Raw genomic sequence first — 17872 nt, 5'->3', positions numbered from 1 at the left:
GCGGGTGTATTTAGGGAGGGACAACAATGGCTGATCTAAAACTGACAGATGTCGCCAAGACCTACGGGGGCACGGTCAATGTGCTCAACGACATCAACCTCGACATCCAAAAGGGCGAGTTGATCGTGTTCGTCGGCCCATCGGGCTGTGGCAAGTCCACGTTGCTGCGCATGATCGCGGGTCTTGAGAAAATCTCGGGCGGCACGCTTGAGATCGACGGGACAGTCGTCAACGATGTCCCTCCGGCCCAACGCGGCATCGCGATGGTGTTCCAGTCCTACGCGCTTTATCCGCATATGACGGTGCGCGACAACATGACCTTCGCGCTGAAGCTGGCCAAGAAATCACCGGAAGAGATCAACGCCGCCGTCGACAAGGCCGCGCGTATCCTGCAACTCGAACCTTATCTGGATCGCTTGCCCAAGGCCCTGTCCGGCGGGCAGCGCCAGCGGGTTGCCATTGGCCGCTCGATCGTGCGCGATCCCAAGGTCTATCTCTTTGATGAACCCCTCTCGAACCTGGATGCCGCCTTGCGCGTCGCCACCCGGATCGAGATTGCGCAGCTCAAGGAATCGATGCCCGACAGCACAATGATCTATGTGACCCACGATCAGGTCGAGGCGATGACACTGGCCAGCCGCATCGTGGTGCTTGCCAACAAGGGCATCGCGCAGGTCGGTTCTCCCCTTGAGCTTTACGAGCGTCCCGAGAACGAGTTTGTGGCCCAGTTCATCGGGTCCCCTTCGATGAACCTGCTGCCCGGCGAAATCGTCGAAACCGGCGCCATGACCAAGATCAAGATGGACAGCGGGTTGATGATCACATCCGCAGTGCCCACGACAGATGCGGACAAGGGCTTGAAGGTCAACGTGGGCGTGCGCCCCGAAGACATGACTGTGACCACAGGGGATGACGCCGCCTATGAGGGTGTGGTCGATTTCACCGAGGCCCTGGGCGAGGTCACGATCCTCTATTTCATGGCCAACGGCGATGCACAGGCCGTGCTGGCCAAGATGCCCGGCATCCACCAAAGCCTGCGTGGCCAGACCGTCAAGGTCACTGCTGTGCCTGAGAAAGTGCAGCTGTTCGCCAATGGGCAGTCGCTTTACTACCGCTAGGCCAGCAGGGCGGACGACACGTCCGCCTTACGCCTTGATATCAGGGATACTGCACCTGCGCCGATGATCTGCCCAGCAGGAACTGGCTGATCATCGGCCCGGCCGCCGCCCCGATCCCCCGCGCATCGGCCCCGATATTGCCCGCAACGGTCACAGGCGGGATCAGCCCCCGCATGTCTTTGGTCGCAAGAGCCGCGCACGTCATATCGACCAGCCGCGCCCGTATGTCAGCAGGCAGCGCCCCGTCGATCACCACGGCCTCGAAATCCATCACTGCGCAGGACGACACCACCGCCCATGCCAGCCCATCGGCGGCCTGTTCCAGCCACGGCCCCACATGCGTCTCCAGATGGGACCAGTCCTGCGGTTGCGCCCAAAGCTGGCGGGGGTCTTGACCGGCCCGCTCCAACCGCCCTTCCAGCGCGTGGATCGACGCAAGATCAATCAACTGAGCGGGTCGGTTTTGCAGGTCGGGCACAGGCATCGACCCAAAGGCACCTGCATTGTCCTGATTGCCCTCGAACACCGCGTGATCCAGCACGATCCCACCCCCGATGAACGCCCCCACATAGAAATAGACGTAGTCCCGGTATTCCCGTCCAATCCCAAACACATGTTCGGCGCGGCAAGCGGCGGTTGCATCATTGACCATATGCACGGCCAACCCGGTGATCTGCGCGGCCTGGGTCGCAAAGTCCGCGTCTTTCCATGCCGCGAACTGGTCGGCAGGCGCGCCAAGCAGCTCGTGCCAATGCCATAGCTCGAACGGGGCCGCGATGCCGATGCCGGACAGCCGGGCGCGCATGTCCTCGGGCATATCATTCATCAACGCCGCAAACCCGTCACGCAGAAAACCGAACACCGTATCCGGCAGCGGGTAATCATAGGTCACGCGCACCTGGTGACGAATGTCGCCCAGCATATCGAGCACAACCATATCCGCGCTGCGCCGCCCCACCTTGAGGCCAAGGGTGAACACGCCATCGGGGTTCAACGCAAAGGGCACGGACGGCTTGCCCACCTTGCCCTTTACCGACGCGCCACGGCGCAACAGACCATCCTGTTCGAGCTTGCGCAGGATCACCGAAGCAGTCTGTGGCGACAGCCCGGTGCGACGGGCCAGATCACTGCCGGGCAGTGCGCCATTGCGCTGCAACACTGACAGCATCAGCCGCTCGTTATGAGCCCGCACGCCGGTCTGGTTGATCCCCCCCGACAGGCTGCGCACATGATCCGCAGTCACGATAATACCTCTCTTTGCGAGCATAATGCCGCCTGCAATTAATAAATCAAGTTGAGTTACTAATTGACAGCTTTACAGAATCACGTTTCCCTAAGGGCTGTTGGCAGGGGGTCCGCCCGTCTGCCGCGAAATTCTTTGGGAGGACACTATGAAAAAACTGCTTTTGAGCACTGCTTTTGCCATCTCTGCCATGGGTGGCGCTGCCTATGCCGATGGTCACGCCGTTTCCGCGTGCCTGATCACCAAAACTGACACCAACCCGTTCTTTGTGAAGATGCGCGAAGGCGCGACGGCCAAGGCGGAAGAGCTGGGCATTACCCTCAATTCCTATGCCGGCAAGATTGACGGCGACCATGAAACCCAGGTGCAGGCGATTGAGACCTGCATCGCAAACGGGGCCAAGGGCATCCTGATCACCGCCTCTGACACCGCCTCGATTGTGCCCGTGGTGCAGCAGGCACGGGATGCGGGGCTGTTGGTCATCGCACTGGATACGCCGCTGGAGCCTATCGGAGCGGCCGATATGACCTTTGCCACCGACAACTTCCTTGCGGGTGAGTTGATCGGCCAATGGGCTGCCGCCACCTTGGGCGATGCAGCCGCAGACGCCAAGATCGGGATGCTTGATCTGGCCATCAGCCAGCCCACCGTGGGCGTGTTGCGCGATCAGGGCTTCCTGACCGGCTTTGGCATTGACGTCAAAGATCCCGGCAAGTGGGGCGACGAGGATGATCCACGCATCGTCGGCCATGACGTAACCGCTGGCAACGAGGAAGGCGGCCGCCGCGCGATGGAGAACCTCTTGGCCAAGGATCCCTTCATCAACGTGGTCTACACCATCAACGAACCGGCTGCGGCGGGGGCCTATGAGGCACTCAAAGCCATCGGGCGCGAGAATGACGTGCTGATCGTGTCCGTCGATGGTGGCTGCCCCGGTGTGCAGAACATCGCCGATGGCGTGATCGGGGCCACATCACAGCAATATCCGCTGCTGATGGCCTCGCTCGGGATCGAAGCGATTGCGAAATGGGCCGCAGATGGCGAGAAACCCACAGCGACGGACGGCAAGGACTTCTTTGACACGGGCGTGGCCCTCGTCACGGATAAGCCTGCCGATGGGGTCGAAAGCATTTCGGTTGCAGAAGGCACCGACCGGTGCTGGGGGTGACACCCTGAACCAGCAAAGCTGGCAAACGCCCCAGTGGGGCGTTTGAGGGTGTCACGGGCGGAGCCCCGAGGGCAACTCTAGGCTCGCCATTTTGCCAATACCAATCGGGGCAGGTCCATCACCTGCCCCGTTTCTTGACCTTCGGGAGGGGACCCAGATGTCGAATTCGGACAACTACGAATCCGCCGCCACAACCGCAGATGCACGCGTCGCAGAGTTTGAGGACACACGCACCGGCCTGATCGGACGGATGCAGCACACCCTGCACCAGACGCCGTCGCTGGTGCCGCTTATCGTGCTGGTCTTTTCGGTCGCATTGTTTGGTATCCTGCTGGGATCCCGCTTTTTCTCGCCCTTCGCACTGACGCTGATCCTGCAACAGGTGCAGATCGTGGGCGTGCTGGCAGCGGCCCAGACCCTGATTATCCTGACCGCAGGCATCGACCTCAGCGTCGGGGCCATCGCTGTTCTTTGCACCGTGGTGATGGGCAAAGCATCGTTCACCTACGGCGTTCCCCCCGCCATTTCGGTCGCCATCGGGCTAACCGTGGGCACCACTTTGGGGGCCATCAGCGGCTGGCTTGTCAGCCGGATGAAACTGCCCCCCTTCATCGTCACTCTGGGGATGTGGCAGATCGTGCTGGCGGCCACATACCTCTATTCAGCCAACGAAACCATCCGCTCACAGGATATCGAGGCGGAGGCCGCCTTCCTCCAATTCCTCGGCACAAAACTGCAATTCGGGGGGGCCACCTTTACCCTTGGCGTCATCCTGATGATCCTGCTGTTCATCGGATTGGCCTATGCACTGCGCGCAACCGCGTGGGGGCGACATGTCTATGCGGTGGGCGACGACCCGGAGGCCGCAGAGCTGTCCGGCGTTGACGTACACAAGACCTATATGAGCGTCTACATGGCAGCAGGCCTGATCTGCGGGTTGGCCGGGTGGGTGATGATCGGGCGGTTTGGGTCCATTTCGCCCTCAGCCACCACCGGGGTCATCGGCAATATTCAGGCGATTACGGCGGTCGTGATCGGGGGCATATCGCTGTTCGGCGGGCGCGGCTCCATCGCCGGGGCGCTGTTCGGCGCGTTGATCGTGGGTGTGTTCGAACTGGGCCTGCGGATGGCGGGGGCCAACCCGCAATGGACATTCCTGCTCATCGGCACGCTCATCATCGCAGCCGTCGCCGTCGACCAATGGATCAGAAAGGTATCAGCATAATGGAACCGATCCTGAAGGCGCGCGGCCTCGTGAAACGCTATGGCAAAGTCACCGCCCTTGATCACGCAGACTTTGACCTGATGCCCGGTGAAATCCTCGCCGTGATCGGGGACAACGGGGCGGGCAAATCCTCGATGGTCAAGGCCGTGTCCGGGGCAACGATACCGGATGAGGGGCAAGTCTGGCTCGAAGGGCGCGAGATCAAGTTTCGCACCCCGATCGAGGCCCGCGCGGAAGGCATCGAGACGGTCTATCAGACCCTTGCCATGTCCCCTGCCCTGTCGATTGCGGACAACATGTTCATGGGCCGCGAAATCCGCAAATCGGGGATCATGGGCAAACTGTTTCGCCAATTGGACAAGCCCGCGATGGAGAAATTCGCGCGGGACAAGCTGAACGAATTGGGGCTCGCCACGATCCAGAACATCAATCAGGCCGTCGAATCCCTGTCGGGCGGGCAGCGCCAGGGGGTCGCGGTGGCCCGCGCCGCCGCCTTTGGGTCCAAGGTCGTGATTCTGGACGAGCCCACCGCCGCGCTTGGGGTCAAGGAAAGCCGCAAGGTGCTGGACCTGATCCAGGACGTGCGCGCACGGGGCATTCCGATCATCCTGATCAGCCACAACATGCCTCATGTGTTTGAAATTGCGGACCGCATCCACGTGCATCGCCTTGGACGGCGGCTGTGCGTGATCGACCCCAAGGACCATTCGATGTCCGACGCTGTCGCCTACATGACGGGGGCCGCAGAACCCGAGGTTGCGGCCTGATATGACACGCGACGAGATCTGTGCACGGATCCTTGCGGCACCCTTGCGGCCCAACCGGAGACTGATAGCAGTGGTCGGGCCACCCGGCAGCGGCAAATCGACGTTTGCCGGGCAGCTTGCCGATGATCTGGCGCATGCGGGCCAAACGGTGCAGATCGTGCCGATGGACGGCTTTCACCTCGACAACCGCTTGCTCGATGCACGCGGATTGCGCGCGCAGAAAGGGGCACCTCAAACCTTTGATGCCGCTGGCGTGCTGCGTCTGGTGCACGCATTGCAAGATCCAGAGGGCGTCGTCTATCCGCTGTTTGACCGGGACCGCGACATTGCGATTGCGGGTGCAGGCTATGCCCCCGCCGACTGCGACACGGTGCTGGTCGAGGGCAATTACCTGCTGTTTGATGCCCCTATCTGGCGCGATCTGGCGACGCGCTGGTCGCTTTCGATTGCACTGACACCACCGCCCGAGGTATTGCAGGCCCGGCTTGTGCAACGCTGGCTGGACCACGGGTTGAGCGCCCAAGATGCCGCCAGACGGGCCAATGACAACGATATGAAAAACGCGGATTTGGTGGTGCAACATATGCTGCCCGCTGATCTGACCCTAAGCGAGACTCCACAATGATCCTGTGCGCGGGCGAGGCCCTGATTGATATGATCCCCAATGCCGACGGGGCCTATGTGCCCCATGTGGGGGGGGCGGTTTTGAACACGGCCGTCGCACTTGGGCGCTTGGGAGAACCTGTGAGGTTGGTAACCGGCCTGTCCTCCGATCCGTTCGGGACGCAGATCGAACAACACTTGATCGACAGCCGCGTCAGCACGGATCACGCCGTACGCAGCGACCGCAACACGACGCTGGCCATGGTGCATCTGGATCAGGGGCAGGCGACGTATTCATTCTATGATATCGGCACCGCCACCCGCGATATTCAGGCGGCAGATATTCCCGCAATCCCCGACACGGTCGAAGCGATGTTCTTTGGCGGCATATCCCTGTGTAACCCGCCCGTGGCCGACACGTTGCTGGACCTTGCACTGGCCCAGCCAGCGGACAGGCTGATCATGGCAGATCCCAATATCCGTCCCGGCTTTGTGTCTGATCACGCGGGCTACCGCGCGCGGCTGACCAGGTTGATTGGCCGGGCCGACATCGTGAAGCTGTCGGATGATGATATCGGCTGGCTTGTGCCCGAGGGCGACTTGAGCGCAAAGGCAGAGGTGGTCCTGCGCATGGGTCCCCGCATGTTGCTGCTGACCGAAGGCAGCAAGGGTGCAACCGCCTACCTCAAGAACGGCACGCAAGCCCGAGCCGGGGCGGTCACGGCCCAAGTAATCGATACGGTGGGCGCAGGTGACACGTTCAACGCCGGATGCCTTGCCGCGCTGCGCCGGGCTGACGCGCTGACGCCGGATGCGATCGACACACTCAACGCAGGAACCCTTACCGACATGCTGGGCCTCGCAACCCGCGCCGCCGCCGTGACGGTATCACGCGCGGGTGCGAACCCGCCTTGGGCCAAGGAGCTGGACTGATGGACCGATCCCGGATCAACGATATCCTTGCGGAAGGGGCTGATTTTTTTGCCCGCCACGGCTGGACGCCGCCGCCGTTCGCACATTGGACCCCGGACGAGATACGCAGCGCACAGGGGACCCTGATCCGCGACCGTCGCCTCGGCTGGGACATCACCGATTATGGGCAAGGCCGGTTCGATGAGATGGGCCTGTTCCTGTTCACCCTGCGCAACGGCGATCTGTCCGAGATGGGGCAACAAGGCGCGATGCTTTATGCGGAAAAGCTGATGATCTCGCGGCGCGATCAACTTTCACCCATGCATCGGCATGTCCTCAAGACCGAGGATATCATCAATCGCGGCGGCGCGACACTGGTGCTTGAGCTGTTCACGTGCGACGCCGAGGGTCAGATTGATCGCAAGGCGGATGTGCATGTGACAAGCGACGGGGTGGCAATGACCCTGCCTGCGGGCGGGCACCTGAAGCTGCCCGTGGGCGCATCGGTGACTTTGACCCCGACGACCTGGCACGCGTTTTGGGGAGAAGGTGGCGATTGCCTGATCCATGAGGTGTCGACCGTGAACGACGATCTGACGGACAATATTTTCGAGATGCCCATCGGGCGGTTTTCAACCCTTACCGAAGACGTGGCCCCCACACATCTGCTGGTCAGCGACTACTGAGCCGGGGCCCGCAATACGTCGATCACGGCGCAAACCCCGGATCGAAGAGGGGCGCAAAGCGCTGGCCTGCCGCCCGTGTGAAGCAAGGGCGGACGACACGTCCGCCTTACGCAGCCATCATCGCCTTCAGTCCGGCTTCGGTCGCGCTCAGGATCTTTTGCACATGCCCCGCTTCAACCACCAAAGGCGGTGAGAAAATGGCGTTGTTGCCAGACACCCGGATCATCACGCCATCCTCGTAAGCGGCCTTTTGGAAGGCCAATGGTAGCGCCTTGCCAATCGGCGTTTTGGCCAATGGGTCGCTGACAAACTCAATCGCGCACATCAGCCCTTCGCCGCGCACGTCCCCGATCACATCATAACGGGTTGCGAGGGCGTCCAGCCCCGCCTTCAACTCACGCCCGCGCACGGCTGCATTGTCCCAAGGGCGCAGGCACATGGTTTCCTCAACCGCAGCGACCGCGGCAGCTGCACCCACCGGATGGCCGGAATAGGTATATCCGCTGTCCACAGATCCCGCGCCGCTTTGGTCATCCTCAAACACAGACACGACCCGGTCCGCAATCATCACCGCCCCAAAGGGGAAATACCCGTTCGTGATCGCCTTCGCGGTGCACATCAGATCAGGTTGCACCCCCCAATGGCGCGCGCCCGTGGGTGAGCCGGTGCGGCCAAAGGCGGTGATTACCTCATCCGCAATCAGCAACACCCCATGTTTGTCACAGATGTCACGCACCATCGGCATGAATGATGGGTGCGGCACGATTACACCGCCCGCCCCCTGCACCGGCTCCATCACGAAGGCGGCGACCGTGTTGGGCCCCTGAAAGGCGATCTCACGCTCAAGCATGCCCGCGCTCAGACGCGCCAGTTCGGCAGGATCGTCCGTCCCGAAGGGGTTGCGATAAAGGTATGGGCCCGGAATGTGGAAACAGCCCGCCATGAGCGGTTCATAGGTGTTGCGGAACTTGGCGTTGCCGTTCACCGACGCGCCCCCGAAATGGGTCCCATGATAGCCTTTGTCGAGGCTGATGAACTTGGTCCGCGCGCCATCGCCCCGGATACGGTGAAACTGGCGCGCCAGTTTGAGTGCAATTTCGATGCTGTCGGACCCGCCAGAGGTGAAAAAGCTGCGGCTCATCCCATCGGGGCCGAAGAAGTCAGCCAACAGATAGGCCAACTCGATCGCCTTGTCATTCGATGTGCCCCGGAAGGTGGAATAGTAGGGCAGCGCATCGAGCTGCGCGGCAATCGCGTTTTTGACAGGTTGACAGGAATAGCCGAGGTTGACGTTCCACAAGCCACCCACCGCGTCGATGCTGCGATGCCCATCCACGTCCGTGATATAAACCCCCTCGCCCCCGGTCAGGATAGTGGGTGGGTTTGCCATGCTGTCGGCAGGGTGCGCCATTGGATGCCACAACTGACGGGCATTGTTTTCCTTGAGGAAATTGCTGTCTTTCATGGCGCAGTCCTTTCATAAGTCTGGGTCCAGATCGTTTGAACCGCGGGCGGCACATGGCCCCCCATCGCATGGGTGATGTCGGTGCCGTGCTGCACCAGCAGATGCGCTAGGCGGGCCTCGACCTCTGCACCGCCGCGGCTTGTGGGATATGCGATGGAACAGGTGGCAAAAACCGCGCCCTGCGCTTGAAAAACCGGGATCGCGACCGAGGACACGCCAGCACGCAACTGATCCCGGTTGCACGCATAGCCTCGGGCCGCGATCTCATCCATCTCCGCCGCCAGCACGTCCGCATCCGGCGCAGGGGCCGAGGCTAGGCGGGTGCGCGGATCGGCCAGCGCCCGCTCCCGTATATCGGGGGCAGAAAACGCGAGGTAGGCTTTGCCCGATGACGTGGCCAATAGCGGCGGCAACCCATAGGCATCAAAGCTGACACGCACAGGGTGGTCGTGGTGTTCGGCGTGATAGATATCCACCAGATCAAAGCCCCGCACTCGGCTGAGATGAACCAACTCACCCGCCGCACGGCTCACCGCATCCACAACAGCACGCACCATCTCGACTTCGGGCACGGTACGGGCCCGCATTGCAGCCAACCGGGTCACGGCAGGCCCCAAACGATAGGCGCGACTGATCGGGTCCTGTTCCAGAAACCCCATCTGTTCAAGGGCGCTGAGGTGGCGATGCACGGTCGCCTTGTCCCGGCCAGTCAGACGTTGGACATCCGACAGCCCCAAGCGGGGTTGCGTGTCCGAAAACAGGTCCAACAGACCCAAGGCTTTGGCAACGGTCGACATGTAAATCAGCTTGACGCACCTGCGATCCGCATTCAATATATTTTTGCGTCTACAGGTTCATTATTTGAACCATCATACAGGCATTCCATGACCGATCTCGCGACCCATCTTGCCACGCTTGCGCCACACCTCAGCGACATCCGCACGCGTGGCATCCCCAACCACATCAATGGTCAGGCATGTAGCGCGCATTCAGGTATGACCTTTCAGACTACGTCCCCCCTTGATGGCAGCCTGATCGCAGAGGTCGCGCGCAGTGACGCCAGCGACGTGAATACCGCCGTCCAGGCAGCCAAGACAGCGTTCGACACGTGGCACACCACCACCCCGACCGCCCGCAAGGCAGTGCTGCATGCAATTGCTGACGGGATCGAGGCGCGCGCCCACGAGATCGCCCTTTGCGAATGCTGGGACACGGGCCAGGCCTACCGGTTCATGGCAAAGGCTGCACAACGCGGCGCAGACAACTTCCGCTATTTCGCGGACCTCGCGCCTGGCGTGCAGGACGGTCAATCGCTACCCTCACCGGGGCTGATGAACGTGACCACACGCATCCCCATTGGCCCCGTGGGGGTGATCACGCCATGGAACACCCCCTTCATGCTGTCCACATGGAAGATCGCGCCAGCATTGGCCGCAGGCTGCACCGTCGTGCACAAACCCGCCGAACTCAGCCCATGGACGGCCCTGATCCTGAGCGAAATCGCCAAAGAGGCAGGGCTACCCCCCGGCGTCTGGAACCTGATCAATGGCATCGGGCACGAGGCTGGGCGCGCCCTCACCCAACATCCCGAGATCAAAGCCATTGCCTTTGTGGGCGGCACGGCAACGGGGACGGCAATCATGGCGCAAGGGGCAGCGACGCTAAAACGGGTGCACCTTGAGCTTGGCGGCAAAAACCCGATCGTGGTGTTTGACGATGCGGACTTTGAACGGGCGCTCGATGCAACGCTGTTCATGGCCTACTCGCTCAACGGGGAGCGGTGCACGTCGGCGTCACGGCTGCTGGTGCAGGCGTCGATTGCGGACCGTTTCGAGGCGGCATTGATCAAACGGATCAAGATCATCAGGGTCGGGCACCCCCTGGACCCAAACACCGATATCGGACCGCTGATCGGAGCGGCCCATTGTGACAAGGTCTCGGGCAGTATCCGCCGGGCACAAACACAAGGGGCAACCGTGACCGCACCGAATGTCCCAACAGACGGGCCCAAGACGTTCATCGGCCCAACACTTGTCACCAATGCGACCAACTACATGGACATCGCACGGCATGAGATCTTCGCACCGGTCCTGACCTCGATCCGGTTCACGGACGACGCCGATGCGCTGCGCATTGCCAATGATACACCCTACGGGCTGGCCGCATATCTGTGGACCTCTGACATCAACCGCGCGATGCGGCTCATGGACCAACTCGACGCAGGCATGATCTGGGTCAATACAGCCAACCTGCGCCACCTCCCAACCCCATTTGGCGGCATGAAAGCCAGCGGGATCGGACGCGACGGCGGCGCGCAGTCTTTCGACATCTACACCGAACAAAAACACATCGGCATCGCCACACAAGACCCGCACATTCCAAGGCTGGGGGTTTGATGCTTCCTTTCGCCAAAAATACCTTCGGGGAGTGTGAGGGGCAGACAGCCCCTCATTCCAACATCACCGTCCTGCGGGTATCTTTCGCTCAGCACCGTAAGGCGCACGTGTCGTGCGCCGTGACACACCGCCCGGAAGGACCAAAATGAGCTGGGATGACTTCGCCAAACACGCCACAGAGGCCGCCGAATGGGGCACGCGCTATCACAACAGCTTGCGCGACAGACCCGTTCGCGCACAGACCACACCGGGTGATATCGCAGCGCAATTGGACACACACCCACCCGAAACAGGTACCGATCTCGGCACAATCATGGCCGACTTCAACACGGTCGTGATGCCCGGGATCACCCATTGGCAGCACCCCCGCTTCTTCGCTTATTTCAACTCCAACGCCGCCCCCGCCTCGGTGCTGGCCGATTTTCTGGCCGCAATCATAGCGCCGCAATGTATGCTCTGGCAGACCTCTCCGGCGGCGACCGAGATGGAAACGCGGATGATGGAATGGCTCTGTCAGGGCCTTGGCCTGCCGGACAGCTATCAGGGCGTCATTCAGGACAGCGCGAGTTCAGCCACCCTCGCGGCGGTGCTGACCATGCGCGAACGCGCGCTCAACTGGGCGGGCAATCAACACGGGCTGCCGGGCCAGCCGACGTTGCGGATCTACTGCTCGGATCAGGTGCACAGCTCGATTGATCGCGCCATCTGGGTCGCAGGCATCGGGCAGGACAATCTGGTCAAGATCCGCTCGATCGGCGCGCTGCGCAGCCTTGATCGCATCGCCCTTCAGGACGCAATCAACAAGGATCGCGCCGCCGGGTTCCTACCCGCCGGGATCATTGCAGCCACGGGGGCCACGGGTATGGGTGCCTGCGATGATCTCGAAGCGGTCACAGCCATCGCACGCGCCGAGAGCCTCTATACACATCTCGATGCCGCATGGGCGGGCACGGCCATGATCTGCCCCGAGTTTCGCACGCTCTGGGCGGGGGCCGATCAGTTCGACAGCATCGTGTTCAACCCGCACAAATGGCTGGGCGCGCAGTTTGACTGCGCCGCACATTTCCTGCGCGATCCCGACCTGTTGCGCCAAACCCTCGCGATCAGACCCGAATACCTCAAGACCCATGCCCAGGGCGACATCACCGACTATTCCGAATGGTCCATCCCCCTCGGGCGCCGCTTTCGCGCGCTCAAGCTCTGGTTCCTGATGCGCCACTACGGGATGGAGGGGCTGCGCACCCGCATCCGCAATCATGTGAGATGGAGCCAAGCGCTCTGCGCCCGCCTCGCAGCCGAGCCCGACTTTGATATCGCGACGCAGCCGATCCTGTCGCTGTGGACCTTCAAGGTCGCGAGGGCCAGCGACGCCCACACCCAACGGCTTGTTGATGCAATCAATGATGACGGGCGCATCTATCTCACTCAAACACTGGTGGACGGGCAAAAGGTGATCCGCTTCACCGCCGGTCAGTTCGATTGCGAAGAACGCGATTTCGACACCGCCTTCGACACCATAACCGAGATCGCGAGAGCACTATGAAATTCGCCACCTACACCACCGCCAGGGCGACCTATTACGGGGCGGTGCGCGACGATGGGATGATCCCCCTGTCACCGAACTTCCCCCATTGGCCAAGCCTGCGCGACGTGATTGCCGCTAACGGATTGCACGAACTGGCACAAGCGGCCCAAGGACGCAACGCGACCCATACCGATGTGACCTACAAGATCCCCATCCCGGACCCGGAAAAGATCATCTGCGTTGGCGTCAACTTTCCCGACCGCAATGCCGAGTACAAGGACGGGCAGGATGCCCCGCCCAACATGTCGCTCTTCCTTCGTTTCGCGCGCAGCTTTACCGGCCATGACCAACCCATCCTGCGCCCCCCCGAAAGCCACAAACTCGACTATGAGGGCGAGATCGCCATCGTGATCGGTAAGTGCGGGCGGCGCATTTCCGAACGTGACGCCTATGACCATATCGCGGCCCTGACGCTGTGCAACGAAGGGACGATCCGGGACTGGGTGCGCCACGCCAAATTCAACGTGACCCAAGGCAAGAACTGGGATGCCTCCGGCGCGATGGGACCCTGGCTTGTCCCCTTCACCCATGCCGCCCAGCTCGATGACATCCGGCTCACCACCCATGTGAACGGCGAGCTGCGCCAGGACGATCGCACCAGTCACATGCTGTTCCCGATCCGCCGCCAGATCGCTTATATCTCAACCTTCACAACGCTCGTGCCCGGCGACATCATCGTCACGGGCACGCCCACTGGGGCGGGCGCACGGTTCGATCCCCCGAAGTTCCTCGTGCCCGGTGATGTGGTCGAAGTCAGCACCGAAGGCATCGGCACGCTGCGCAGCGAGGTCGCGGATGAGACCTGAGGAGCACGCAAGCGCGGCACGCGCCCTGATCGACGCGGAACGAATGCGCACGCAGACCGGCCTGTTGTCGCTCGCCTACCCCGGTATCACCATGGACGACGCCTATGCGATCCAGGCGCAGGTCGTGGCCGCCAAGGTGGCAGCAGGCGATCCGGTCACGGGCTGGAAAATCGGGCTGACCAGCCGCGCCATGCAGCAGGCGCTGAACATCGACATTCCCGACAGCGGCGTTCTGACCCGCTCGATGCACTTCGAAACCGGCGCGATCATTCCGGCGGGCCATTTCATTCAGCCCAGAGTGGAGGCCGAGATTGCCTTTATCATGGGCGCGGACCTTGGGGGGGCGGACATCACCCGTGACGACGTTTTGAAGGCCACGGACTATGTCGCCCCTGCCCTCGAAATCCTCGACACCCGCATCTTGCGTACTGACCCTGCAACGGGTCACGCCCGCAAGGTCTTCGATACCATCGCCGACAACGCCGCCAATGCAGGGATCGTGATGGGCACCGCGCGCCATCAGCCTGACGACCTGCGATGGGTCGGGGCCATCGTCAAAGCAGGCGACACGGTGGAAGAAACCGGCCTCGGCGCGGGTGTGCTGAACGATCCCGTGGAGAGCGTGGTGTGGCTGGCGCGCCGCATGGCGATTTATGGCGACACGATCAAGGCGGGGCAGGTCATCCTGTCAGGCAGCTTCATCCGGCCCATCGAATGCCCGTCCGGCACAAATATCCACGCGGATTTCGGGAATTTTGGCGCGGTGACAGTGGAATTTGCGTAAGGCGCATTCGCAATGCGCACCTGTCGCTAGACCGCGACGGCCAGGTAGCGCGCGCAGCCATGCAAGGCCGACGCATCATCCGTCAGCAGATAGGTCGGGATGCGCGCCATACGCCCGTCAAACAGCGTATCAGACGTCAACGGCGCAAGGGCAGCCTCGCGGTTCGGCCCGGTCAGCAACGTGCGCGCCAGACTGCCGTTAAAGTAAATCCCCCCCTCGGGCAGATAGAGATATGCAACTTCACGGGTCAACGCGCCAAGGGCGCGCGCCATGATCGCAAGCGTCTCGGGACCCCCCGGTGCGCTGCTCAACTCTTCGGGGGCACATGTGACGCCTGTGCGGGCCGCGTGAAACCTGGCCAGACCTTTGCCGGACAACAGATGCTCGACCGTGTCAAAGGACCGCGCATCTTCGATTTCGGCCTCAACGATCGACGCCACGGGGTGCGGCAGTCGCGCATGGCCCATTTCAGCCGCATAGACCACACCCGACGGGCGGTGTGTCACGCTGACGTTGAACCCGGTGCCAAGGCCCACGACCATGGCCTGAGGTTCTTCCTCAATCGGCATCCCGCTCAGATGCTCAAGCGAGCTGTCCGGCAAGATGCTGATCGCATGGCCAAGTGCCTCAAGATCGTTGAGAAGGTGGACCGCCGACAGCGACAGATCGCGGGCCAGATCGACGGCATCAAAGTGCCAGTCCCGGTTGGTCAACCGCCCCTCCCCCTTGCCCACCGGTCCCGCGATGGCAATGGCCGCAGCACTTAGCGGGGGCTGTTCGGCAATATAGCCGCGCGCCAGATCGGCGAAACAGGCATGATCTTCATTGCGAAACCGACGTACCGTATCGGCGCGCACGCCTGTTGCATCCGCCAAAGCCAGACGGCAATTCGTGCCCCCCACATCTGCCACTAGATACAGCATCGCCGCCCGGTCCCGCATGTTTAGGATTCGCCTGGTTTCTTACCCAGAATGATCATTCCAAGCAGGTCATCGTCGGTTACGTCATCAACGTCAACTGTGCCCACCAATTGCCCGTTCTTCATCACCGAGGCCCGGTCACACAGCTCCATCACATCGTGGATATCGTGGCTGATCAGGAAAATGCCGATCCCGTCCGCCTTGAGTTGCTGGATCAGTTCGGACACCATCTGGGTCTCGTGTGGACCAAGGGCGGCTGTCGGCTCATCCATGATCAGGATGCGCGCGTTGAAATAGACCGCGCGCGCAATCGCCACCGACTGACGCTGACCACCCGAAAGGGCCGATACCGGATCCTTGAACTTTTTGAAGTTCGGATTGAGGCGCGCCATGATCTTGCGCGTCTCGGCCTCCATCGCATCATCATCCACGAAGCCGACCGCCGAAGTCAGCTCGCGCCCCAGAAACAGGTTGGACGCCGCATCAAGGTTATCGGCCAGCGCAAGCGTCTGGTAGATCGTCTCGATATTGTAGGACCGTGCATCGCGCGGGTTGGTGATCGTGGCCCTTTCGCCGTTCACATAGATCTCGCCCGAGTCCATCCCGTAGGCGCCCGACAGGATCTTGATCAGCGTCGATTTGCCCGCGCCGTTATGGCCCAGAAGGCCCACGACTTCGCCGGGGTATAGATCAACCGACACATGATCGACCGCATGGACCCCGCCAAACGAGATGCAGATGTCGCGCATGTCGACCAGCGGCGTGCCACTGCGGTCGATGGATTTCTTTTCAACGCTCATTTCGAAGACCTCCGATACAGGTTGTCCAGATAGACGGCCAGCACAAGGACGGAACCCACGACGACCTGTTGGATGGCCGCATCAAAGCCGATCAGGACCATCCCGGTTTGCAGGCTTTGCATGACAAAGGCCCCAAGGACCGCGCCATAGATCGTGCCGACCCCACCCGCGAGCGAGGTGCCCCCGATGACGGCCGCCGCAATCACGTACAACTCATCCAGCGTGCCAAGCGCGTTGGTGGCCGAGCCAAGCCGGGCCGAGGCGACCGAGGCCGACAGCCCCGTCAAGAACCCCATGAGCGCAAAGATCTTGACCGTCATCCATTTGGTGTTGATCCCCGCCAATGCCGCTGCTTCGGGATTGCCCCCGATGGCATAGACATAGCGTCCGAACCGGGTGCGGCTCATTACCAGTGCCATAATGATCGCAACCGCCAGCAGGATCAGAACGGGAATGGCAAAGCCGTGGCTGATGAACAACCCGCCCTCGGGGATTTCGATGCCCTCAGCCGCGGCATAGCGACGAACAACGCCGCGCGGCCACGGATAGGCGTTGACCAACAGAACCGCGCCAATGACGGACCCTGCCCCAATGGCGGCGATGAAGGTGTCGGCCCACATGGGGCGCTGTGCAAACCCATGTTTCTTGCGCTGCGAGCGGCCCGCAAAGACCAGACCGACCACGACCACAGCAGCGATCAGGCCGATGATCCATGACCCTGTCGAACCGACCGCCCCTTCGGGGGTTCCACCAAGTAGGCGGAAGGTACTGTCCACGGGCGAGATCGTCTCGCCCCGTGCCACAAGGAAAGCCGCGCCGCGCCAGACAAGCAACCCGCCAAGGGTTACGATAAAGGCCGGGATTTGCATGTAAGCGATCATGTAGCCGTGGAACGCCCCCACCAATGTGCCGGTGATCAGGCCCACGATGACGGCGATGATCCAGATCGACCAGTGTTCGAGCCCCACAAGCGTTGGCAGGAACCACACCTGGGTGACACCCATGACGATGGCGCAGAACCCAAGGACCGAACCGACCGACAGGTCGATGTGGCGGGTCACGATGACCAACACCATGCCACAGGCCATGATCCCGATAGATGAGGTCTGAACACTCAGATTCCAAAGGTTGCGTGGGGTCAGGAACGCGCCAAAGCCATTCACAAGCGCGCCGTAAAGGTGAAAGCCGATCCAGATCAGCGCCAGCGCGCCGATCATCCCCAACAGGCGGGTGTCAAGTTCGGTGGCCTGGATAAAGCGCGCGACAGGCCCTTTTGCGGCGGGGGGCGTCGGCTGTCCGGCAGAAGTCGATGTGTCAGTCATCACAATGTCCCGGATAAGGGGCACCCGTTAACCGCAAGACATATCCTGGGCATACGTGCGCGATGGGATATA

General features: G+C 61.8%; 17 protein-coding genes. 11 read left to right on the top strand and 6 right to left on the bottom strand.

Annotation, left to right across the window (positions count from 1 at the left end):
* The first annotated feature begins 26 nt into the window (after nt 1-26).
* Nucleotides 27-1118, top strand: coding sequence for a sn-glycerol-3-phosphate ABC transporter ATP-binding protein UgpC (gene ugpC / locus Q0859_RS15060; protein ID WP_299152503.1), 1092 nt, complete (start codon nt 27-29; stop codon nt 1116-1118).
* A gap of 40 nt (nt 1119-1158) precedes the next feature.
* On the opposite strand, the gene Q0859_RS15055 is transcribed toward ugpC, so the two are convergent.
* Entirely contained in the window at nt 1159-2385 is a 1227-nt protein-coding gene (locus Q0859_RS15055) for an ROK family transcriptional regulator (protein WP_299152500.1), read from the bottom strand.
* A gap of 124 nt (nt 2386-2509) precedes the next feature.
* Between Q0859_RS15055 and Q0859_RS15050 the strand changes: the two genes are divergently transcribed.
* The 6 genes from Q0859_RS15050 (at nt 2510) to Q0859_RS15025 (ending at nt 7722) form a co-directional block, all read left to right on the top strand.
* The gene (locus Q0859_RS15050) at nt 2510-3529 is read left to right on the top strand and encodes a sugar ABC transporter substrate-binding protein (RefSeq protein WP_299152497.1); all 1020 of its coding nucleotides are present in this window, start codon (nt 2510-2512) and stop codon (nt 3527-3529) included.
* A 157-nt stretch (nt 3530-3686) separates the two neighbouring features.
* Nucleotides 3687-4754: an ABC transporter permease gene (locus tag Q0859_RS15045; protein ID WP_299152494.1), complete on the top strand. Its 1068-nt coding sequence runs from the start codon at nt 3687-3689 to the stop codon at nt 4752-4754.
* Nucleotides 4754-5521, top strand: coding sequence for an ATP-binding cassette domain-containing protein (locus Q0859_RS15040; protein WP_299152491.1), 768 nt, complete (start codon nt 4754-4756; stop codon nt 5519-5521). Before Q0859_RS15045 ends, Q0859_RS15040 begins: the two co-directional genes overlap by 1 nt.
* A 1-nt stretch (nt 5522) precedes the next feature.
* Nucleotides 5523-6146, top strand: coding sequence for an ATP/GTP-binding protein (locus Q0859_RS15035; RefSeq protein WP_299152488.1), 624 nt, complete (start codon nt 5523-5525; stop codon nt 6144-6146).
* Nucleotides 6143-7057, top strand: coding sequence for a carbohydrate kinase (locus Q0859_RS15030; RefSeq protein ID WP_299152484.1), 915 nt, complete (start codon nt 6143-6145; stop codon nt 7055-7057). The genes Q0859_RS15035 and Q0859_RS15030 overlap by 4 nt, the downstream gene beginning before the upstream one ends.
* Entirely contained in the window at nt 7057-7722 is a 666-nt protein-coding gene (locus Q0859_RS15025) for a D-lyxose/D-mannose family sugar isomerase (RefSeq protein ID WP_299152482.1), read from the top strand. Before Q0859_RS15030 ends, Q0859_RS15025 begins: the two co-directional genes overlap by 1 nt.
* Nucleotides 7723-7828: 106 nt before the next feature.
* On the opposite strand, the gene Q0859_RS15020 is transcribed toward Q0859_RS15025, so the two are convergent.
* A complete protein-coding gene (locus Q0859_RS15020; protein ID WP_299152479.1) occupies nt 7829-9187 on the bottom strand; it encodes an aminotransferase class III-fold pyridoxal phosphate-dependent enzyme in 1359 nt (452 codons plus the stop codon).
* The gene (locus Q0859_RS15015; RefSeq protein WP_299152474.1) at nt 9184-9984 is read right to left on the bottom strand and encodes an IclR family transcriptional regulator; all 801 of its coding nucleotides are present in this window, start codon (nt 9982-9984) and stop codon (nt 9184-9186) included. The genes Q0859_RS15020 and Q0859_RS15015 overlap by 4 nt, the downstream gene beginning before the upstream one ends.
* Before the next feature lie 87 nt (nt 9985-10071).
* On the opposite strand from Q0859_RS15015, the gene hpaE reads away from it, so the two are divergent.
* From hpaE to hpaH, 4 genes are all read left to right on the top strand, one after another.
* Entirely contained in the window at nt 10072-11583 is a 1512-nt protein-coding gene (gene hpaE / locus Q0859_RS15010; protein ID WP_299152472.1) for a 5-carboxymethyl-2-hydroxymuconate semialdehyde dehydrogenase, read from the top strand.
* Between the two features lie 145 nt (nt 11584-11728).
* A complete protein-coding gene (locus Q0859_RS15005) occupies nt 11729-13126 on the top strand; it encodes a pyridoxal-dependent decarboxylase (protein WP_299152470.1) in 1398 nt (465 codons plus the stop codon).
* On the top strand, nt 13123-13974 hold the full coding sequence (locus tag Q0859_RS15000; protein WP_299152467.1) for a fumarylacetoacetate hydrolase family protein: 852 nt from the start codon (nt 13123-13125) through the stop codon (nt 13972-13974). Before Q0859_RS15005 ends, Q0859_RS15000 begins: the two co-directional genes overlap by 4 nt.
* A complete protein-coding gene (gene hpaH / locus Q0859_RS14995) occupies nt 13964-14758 on the top strand; it encodes a 2-oxo-hept-4-ene-1,7-dioate hydratase (protein WP_299152465.1) in 795 nt (264 codons plus the stop codon). The genes Q0859_RS15000 and hpaH overlap by 11 nt, the downstream gene beginning before the upstream one ends.
* Nucleotides 14759-14784: 26 nt before the next feature.
* Here hpaH and Q0859_RS14990 read toward each other — a convergent pair whose 3' ends face one another.
* Genes Q0859_RS14990 through Q0859_RS14980 form a run of 3 tightly spaced genes read right to left on the bottom strand, consistent with a single transcriptional unit; the run spans nt 14785 to nt 17800 of the window.
* Nucleotides 14785-15681, bottom strand: a complete 897-nt coding sequence (locus tag Q0859_RS14990; protein WP_299152462.1) for a glucokinase — start codon at nt 15679-15681, stop codon at nt 14785-14787.
* Between the two features lie 20 nt (nt 15682-15701).
* The gene (locus tag Q0859_RS14985) at nt 15702-16478 is read right to left on the bottom strand and encodes an ATP-binding cassette domain-containing protein (RefSeq protein ID WP_299152459.1); all 777 of its coding nucleotides are present in this window, start codon (nt 16476-16478) and stop codon (nt 15702-15704) included.
* On the bottom strand, nt 16475-17800 hold the full coding sequence (locus Q0859_RS14980; RefSeq protein WP_299152456.1) for a sugar ABC transporter permease: 1326 nt from the start codon (nt 17798-17800) through the stop codon (nt 16475-16477). Before Q0859_RS14980 ends, Q0859_RS14985 begins: the two co-directional genes overlap by 4 nt.
* Nucleotides 17801-17872 lie beyond the last annotated feature (72 nt).

Origin of the sequence: uncultured Tateyamaria sp. (assembly GCF_947497045.1) — a bacterium.
Lineage (GTDB): Bacteria > Pseudomonadota > Alphaproteobacteria > Rhodobacterales > Rhodobacteraceae > Tateyamaria.
The sequence above is the reverse complement of the archived record's forward strand: the minus strand, read 5'-3'. Positions and strand labels throughout refer to the sequence as shown.